Below are 6,628 nucleotides of genomic sequence, written 5' to 3' on the forward strand. Positions count from 1 at the left end.
GTGAGCGCGGAGGAGGCGCGGCGGCGGCTGGCCGCCGCGCAGGCGGACGTGGTCGCGGCGCTGGTGGCCGGGGCGGACGCGCCCGAGGGCTTCGACCGCGAACGCCTCGGCGTGCAGGCGCGCAGCCTGGTCGCCAAGCGCCGCGCCATCGTGGCCCGGATGCGGCCGGACGCCGCCATGGCCGTGGGCGGCGACCTGGCGAAGGAGTTCGCCGCCTACGCCAGGGCTCGTACGTCGCCGCCCCCGGGCTACCACGCCGACGCCGACGACTTCGCCGCCTGGCTGCGCGACCGAGGCCGCATGCCCGACCCCACCCACGTGCCCGACCCCAGCCGCGTGCCCGAGCCGGAAAGCGCCGGGAAGCCCCGGCGCGGCTGGTGGTCCCGGCTCGGCCGGCGCTAGCGTGTAGCAAGCGCTTGGACGGGAGGCGGAATGCGGATCGTCAACATGGGTGTCGGGCCCCTCGGCACGGCCGACGAGGACCCCCACGAACCGGCCGGTGACCTGCTGTGGAACGAGTCGTACTACCTCGACTTCACCTCACCGGACGGCGACCTGGGCGGCTACGTGCGCCTGGGCCTGTACCCGAACTGGAAGCGGGCCTGGTACTGGGCCTGCCTGGTGACCCGTGACGGCGGCCTGACCATGCTGGCCGACCACGACGCCCACCACGACGCCCACCACGACGCCCACCACGACGCCCACCAGGGCGGCCTGGAGGTCACCGGCGACGGCTACCGGGGCGCGCTGCGCACGACCACCCCCATGGAGACCACCCGCGTCACCCTGACGGCCCAGGACCTCGACCTGGACCTCGAATGGCACACCGAGGGCGGCGTGTACGGCTACTCGCTGGTCCCCCGCTACGAGGTCCCGTGCCGCGTCTCCGGCACCGTCAACGGCAGCAGGTTCGAGGGATACGGCGAGCGCGACCACAGCTGGGGAGTACGCGACTGGTGGTCGCTGTCCTGGCTGTGGAGCAGCTGCCGCCTCGACGACGGCACCCATCTGCACGGCATGCAGGCCAACATCGGCATGGCCCTGCCCTGGCCCGCCTTCCAGGTGCGGCCGGGCGAGAAGATCGAGCACGTCGAGGGCTTCTCGGCCAGCGCCAGTTTCGACGGGGACACCCCGGCGGGCGCCACCCTGGCCTTCCCCGGCCTGGAGACGCGGGTGACGCCGATCGCCTTCGCGCCGGTGACGCTGACGTCCCCCGAGGGGGAGAGGGCCGAGTTCCCCAGGGCGATGTGCGCGTACGAGACGGAGGACGGACGGTCCGGGTACGGCTGGACGGAGTGGCACCAGCCGGCCGGCTGGCGCTCCCACGGCTGGCACCCCTTGATATGAAATATCAGGGCATCTTAGGTTCTGTCGGGTGATCGTAGACGCGCACCAGCACTTCTGGGACGTCAAGACCGGCTGGTACACCTGGCTGACCCCCGACCTGGGCCCGCTGTACCGGACCTACACCCCCGACGACCTCCGGCCCGCGCTGGCCGAGGCCGGCGTGGACGCCACGGTCCTGGTCCAGGCGGCCGACTCCGCCGAGGACACCGACGCCATGCTGGCCCAGGCCGAGGCGCACGACTTCGTCGCCGCGGTCGTCGGCTGGGTCCCGCTCGACCGGCCGCGCGAGGCCGCCGAGGCCCTCGAACGCCTTGCCGCGCATCCGAAGTTCGCCGGGGTGCGCCACCTCATCCACGACGACCCGGACCCCGACTGGATCGTCCGGGACACCGTCCTGGAGTCCCTCGGCCTGCTGGCCGGCAAGGGCCTGACGCTCGACGTGCCGTCCCTGCTGCCGCGCCACCTCGACCACGTGGTCACGCTCGCCGAGCGTCATCCCACCCTGAAGATCGTCGTCGACCACCTGTCCAAGCCGCGCGTCAAGGACCACGAGTGGGAGCCCTGGGCGACCCAGTTCGCCCGGGCCGCCGCCTTCCCCAACGTGTACGCCAAGGTCTCCGGCCTGGTGACCGAGGCCGACCACCAGGAGTGGACCGTCGAGGACCTCAGGCCGTACGTGGAGTACGCGGTCGAGACGTTCGGCCCGGAGCGTCTCATGTACGGCAGCGACTGGCCCGTCCTGCTCCTCGCCGCCGACTACCGGACGGTCTTCGAGGTGTCCGGGGCCCTGCTCGCCGGGACGGACCGGGACCAGGTGTTCGGCGGAACCGCGCAACGTTTCTACGGGTTTAGCGACGTTTGACGGGGATACCTTCCACCGGGTGGGTGGACTACGCTGCGTCGACGGCTCCTATCTGACCGTCACGCCTGTGGCGTGCACCGACAGCGTCGGCATTCCGTACGAGGTCATGCTTGAGCTGCGCCGCGACGGCAGGCCGTACGGGATCGTGGGTGAGCGGTGCGGCTGGCTGCTGGAGCGGCTGGCGCACGGCGTGAGCCGGGCGCGGGCGGGCCAGGGCGACTGGCCGGACCCGGACGACCGCTTCCCCGACGACCTCCACGACGACTCCGGCGACCGCGGCGGGGAGCTGTTCTCGTTCCGACATCGCACAAGGTCCGGCGCGACGGGTGGCGGGGAGCTACGCTGCCAGCTCAGGACCATCCCGATCTGGCTCTCCGACCAGGGCCGGTGGCGGGTGACCCGCCGGGCGTACGTGGAAGCCTGGGGCTCCAGCGGGGTGGGCATGCGGGCGGTGTTGACGTCGTCCGAGCTGGCCACGTTCGTGGAGACCTTGGTCGGCGAGGCGGAATCCTGTCTTGAACCCGGTTGAGGGGGCGGGCACGGGCGAAACGCGGTGATAATTGCCTGTTGGGTCATTCGCCCATAGGCACAGCACCGCTGGGAGGACTCCGTGGGCCTGCGCGATCTGGTCTACCGGCTGTACGAGCGCCGGCTGGAGGCCAAGCTGTCCAAGGACAGCGTCCCCCGGCACGTCGGGGTGATCATCGACGGCAACCGGCGCTGGGCCCGGGCCATGGGCATCCAGGACGTCGCGCGAGGTCATCGCAAGGGCGCCGACAAGATCTCCGAACTGCTCACCTGGTGCCGTGAGACCGGCGTGGAGCTGGTCACGGTGTGGATGCTGTCCAACGACAACCTCAACCGGCCGAGGGAGGAGCTGGAGCCCCTGCTGCGCATCATCGAGGACGTGACGCAGGAGCTGGTGGAGGCGGGCTGGCGGATCAGCCCGGTCGGCGCGCTTGATCTGCTGCCCGACAGGACGGCGAATGTCCTGAAAAACGCGAAAGAAGTGACATCGCACCGTCCCGGGCTGATTGTGAACGTTGCAGTTGGGTATGGAGGAAGGCGTGAGATTGCCGATGCGGTGCGCTCACTCCTCCAGGAGCACGCCAGCAAGGGGGCGAGCATCGAGGACCTCGTCGAGGTACTCGATGTCGAGCACATCGCGGAGCATCTCTACACTCGCGGCCAACCCGACCCGGACCTACTCATCCGGACCTCGGGCGAGCAGCGCCTGTCGGGCTTCATGTTGTGGCAGAGCGCTCATTCCGAGTTCTACTTCCACGAGGCCTACTGGCCCGACTTCCGCAGGGTGGACTTCCTGCGGGCGCTGCGCGACTACGCCGCGAGACATCGCCGTTACGGTTCCTGACGGGACATCTGGGTATCCAGGACGTAACGTGATAAGTGTCCGGTCACAGACCGAACACTCCGGAGAGGGCCCGCCTTTGCGCCTTGACCTGCTGAGGGGGGCCGGATCCCGGCACCGCCGGCACGTCGTGGCCGGGGACGCGGGTCCGGTCCGGTTCCCACCTCGTCTGCAGGGTGCCCGTCCGCACGGGCGCCCGGGGGAGAACGTGTGGCAGTGTCCTCGAGCAACCCTTCGTCCAACCCGGCCAAGCGCACGTACGTGCTGGACACCTCGGTCCTGCTAGCCGACCCGGCGGCAATGACCAGGTTCGCCGAGCACGACGTGGTCCTCCCGATAGTGGTGATCACTGAGCTGGAGGGCAAGCGGCACCATCCAGAGCTCGGCTACTTCGCGAGGAAAGCTCTGCGCTACCTCGACGACCTGCGGGTTCAGTACGGCCGCCTGGACGAGCCGATGCCGACGGGGGACGGCACGATCAGGGTTGAGCTCAACCACAGCGATCCGTCCATCCTGCCCGTCGGGTTCCGCCTGGGCGACAACGACACCCGCATCCTGACCGTGGCGCGCTCGCTCGCCGCCGAGGGGTGCGACGTCGTGCTCGTCTCCAAGGACCTGCCCATGCGGGTCAAGGCCGCCTCGATCGGCCTGGCGGCCGAGGAGTACCGCGCCGAGCTGGTGGTGGAGTCGGGCTGGACCGGGATGGCCGAGGTCCAGGTGACCACGGAGGGCGTCGAGACGCTCTTCGAGAAGGGCACGGCGGACCTGGAGGAGGCCAGGGACCTGCCGACGCACACCGGCCTGCGGCTGCTGTCGAACAAGGGCTCCGCGCTGGGCCGCGTCCTGCCGGACAAGTCGGTGCGGCTGGTGCGCGGCGACCGCGAGGTGTTCGGCCTGCACGGCCGCTCCGCCGAGCAGCGCATCGCGCTCGACCTGCTGATGGACCCGGAGATCGGCATCGTCTCGCTGGGCGGGCGCGCGGGCACCGGCAAGTCGGCCCTGGCGCTCTGCGCGGGCCTGGAGGCCGTCCTGGAGCGCCGCCAGCACCGCAAGGTGGTCGTCTTCCGCCCCCTGTACGCCGTCGGCGGCCAGGAGCTCGGCTACCTGCCGGGCACCGAGGGCGAGAAGATGGGCCCGTGGGCCCAGGCGGTCTTCGACACCCTCGGCGCGATCAGCTCGCCCGAGGTGATCGAGGAGGTGCTCGACCGCGGCATGCTGGAGGTCCTGCCGCTCACCCACATCCGCGGCCGTTCGCTGCACGACGCGTTCGTGATCGTGGACGAGGCGCAGTCGCTGGAGCGCGGCGTGCTGCTGACCGTCCTGAGCAGGATCGGCGCCAACTCGCGGGTGGTGCTCACGCACGACGTCGCCCAGCGCGACAACCTGCGGGTCGGCAGGCACGACGGCGTCGTGGCGGTGGTGGAGAAGCTGAAGGGGCATCCCCTCTTCGCGCACGTCACGCTGACCAGGTCGGAGCGCTCGCCGATCGCCGCGCTGGTGACCGAGATGCTGGAGGACATCAACCTCTAGGCCGGCTCACTTCAGGTCCCCGCAGATGAACCGTCCCTCCGTCTTGGAGGGGCGGTTCCCCGGGTACTCGTGAACGATCTTGACCTGCTCGAACGCCGCGTCCTGCTGCGCCGTGCAGACGATCTGGGCCTTGGCCGGCTTGCTCAGCGTGCCCTCTCCCTTGACGAAGACGGTCAGCGTCGAGGTGCGCGGGAGCTGGACCTCGTCGCGCTGGATCGGGTTGAGCGAGTCCTCGATGCCCTCGAACGTGAAGCCGCGCAGCGCGGTGTCCAGGTCGCCGAGCGGCTCGTCGGAGGCGTCGAACAGCGCCGTGAGCAGGCTGCTGACCGTGTCGGAGTCCACGTCGGCGGGCTCCAGCGTCAGCTCGCCGTTCCGCAGCAGGAAGTACGTCTTCGACGGCGGCGGCACCTCGATGACCGGCGCCGGGGCCTTCTCCTCGACGTCCGTGGGCGTGATCCCGCAGCCCGTCGCCCCTGCCAGGGTGGCGGCCAGCAGCGCCAGGGCGAGGCGCCTACCCATGGGGCAGCCAGACGGTGAAGAGCGTGCCCGGCTTCTGCTGCCGTACGGAGATCGTGCCGCCGTGCAGGTGGACGTTCGCCCGCGCGATCGACAGGCCCAGGCCGCTGCCCTGGCTGCGCGCCCGCCCCGCCCCGGCCTTGAAGAACCGGTCGAAGACGTGGGCGATGGCCTCGCCCGGGATGCCCTTGCCGTGGTCGCGCACCTTGATCTCCAGGCCGTTCTGGGTGCCCCTGGCGGTGACCACGACGGGCGGCAGGCCGTGCTTGAGCGCGTTGCCGACGAGGTTGGCCACGATGACGTCGAACCTCCTCGGGTCGAGGTTGACGGTCAGGCTCTGCGCGGCGTGCACCTCCACCTGCTCGCTCCAGCCGCGCACCTCCAGGCAGTCGAGGACGGCGTCGGCGACGTTGACCGGCTCCAGGTTGAGCGTGGCCGTGCCGGCGTCGAAGCGGCTGATCTCGATGAGGTGCTCGACCAGGCCGCGCAGCCGCTCGATCTCGCGCAGCACCAGCCGTACGGCCTCGGCGGGCTCCGGGGGCAGCCGCTCGGCCTCCTCCGAGAGCATGTCGGCCACGGCCGTCATGGCGGTGAGCGGCGTGCGCAGCTCGTGCGAGACGTCGGCGACGAACCGCCGTGACAGCGCCTCCAGCGCGCGCAGCTCCGACACGCTCAGCTCCAGCGCGGCGGCGGCGTCGTTGAACCTGGAGGTCAGCTCGGCCAGCTCGTCGTGCCCGTGCACGGGCAGCCGCGTGTCGAGCCTGCCCTGCCCGAGCGCCTGCGCGGCGGCGCTGAGCCGCCTGACGGGCAGCAGCACCTGCCGGGCCGACAGCAGCGCCACCACCAGGGCGACCAGCACGATGGCCGCGCCGCCCTGCGCGAGCGTGCTGCGCAGCGTGTCGAGCTGGCGCTGGTCGTCGCGCAGCGGGAAGAACACGAACGCCCGCAGCCCGGTGGCCTCCGGCGCCGAGCCGGTCTCGCGGTAGACCTCGGCGCCGACGGCC

Annotated in this window: 8 protein-coding genes; 6 read left to right on the forward strand and 2 right to left on the reverse strand. The window is 71.0% G+C overall.

Annotated elements, in window-relative coordinates; all coding sequences use genetic code 11:
• The 6 genes from KME77_RS26490 to phoH2 all read left to right on the forward strand — a co-directional run.
• Window positions 1-402, forward strand: a 402-nt coding sequence (locus tag KME77_RS26490; protein ID WP_219471662.1) for an SCO6045 C-terminal-like domain-containing protein, incomplete at its 5' end; no start/stop codon positions are given.
• 30 nt (window positions 403-432) lie between these two features.
• Window positions 433-1,347 (forward strand): DUF7064 domain-containing protein, encoded by a 915-nt coding sequence (locus KME77_RS26495; RefSeq protein WP_219471663.1) that lies wholly within the window; start codon window positions 433-435, stop codon window positions 1,345-1,347.
• Between the two features lie 28 nt (window positions 1,348-1,375).
• Window positions 1,376-2,209 carry an amidohydrolase family protein gene (locus tag KME77_RS26500; RefSeq protein WP_219471664.1) on the forward strand — a complete coding sequence of 278 codons (834 nt, stop codon included), beginning with the start codon at window positions 1,376-1,378 and terminating at the stop codon, window positions 2,207-2,209.
• A 19-nt stretch (window positions 2,210-2,228) separates the two neighbouring features.
• Window positions 2,229-2,738: a hypothetical protein gene (locus tag KME77_RS26505; RefSeq protein WP_308250913.1), complete on the forward strand. Its 510-nt coding sequence runs from the start codon at window positions 2,229-2,231 to the stop codon at window positions 2,736-2,738.
• 81 nt (window positions 2,739-2,819) lie between these two features.
• Window positions 2,820-3,581 (forward strand): isoprenyl transferase, encoded by a 762-nt coding sequence (locus KME77_RS26510; RefSeq protein WP_219471665.1) that lies wholly within the window; start codon window positions 2,820-2,822, stop codon window positions 3,579-3,581.
• A gap of 207 nt (window positions 3,582-3,788) precedes the next feature.
• Window positions 3,789-5,108 (forward strand): RNA 5'-3' helicase PhoH2, encoded by a 1,320-nt coding sequence (gene phoH2, locus KME77_RS26515; RefSeq protein WP_308250914.1) that lies wholly within the window; start codon window positions 3,789-3,791, stop codon window positions 5,106-5,108.
• Between the two features lie 6 nt (window positions 5,109-5,114).
• Here the strand turns inward: phoH2 and KME77_RS26520 are convergent, their stop codons facing one another.
• Window positions 5,115-5,627 (reverse strand): hypothetical protein, encoded by a 513-nt coding sequence (locus tag KME77_RS26520; protein WP_219471666.1) that lies wholly within the window; start codon window positions 5,625-5,627, stop codon window positions 5,115-5,117.
• On the reverse strand, window positions 5,620-6,628 hold a 1,009-nt coding region (locus KME77_RS26525), incomplete at its 5' end, for an ATP-binding protein (protein WP_219471667.1). The genes KME77_RS26520 and KME77_RS26525, both read right to left, overlap by 8 nt.

The sequence above is a fragment of the Nonomuraea rhizosphaerae genome (assembly GCF_019396405.1).
In the GTDB taxonomy this organism is placed as follows: Bacteria; Actinomycetota; Actinomycetes; order Streptosporangiales; family Streptosporangiaceae; genus Nonomuraea; species Nonomuraea rhizosphaerae.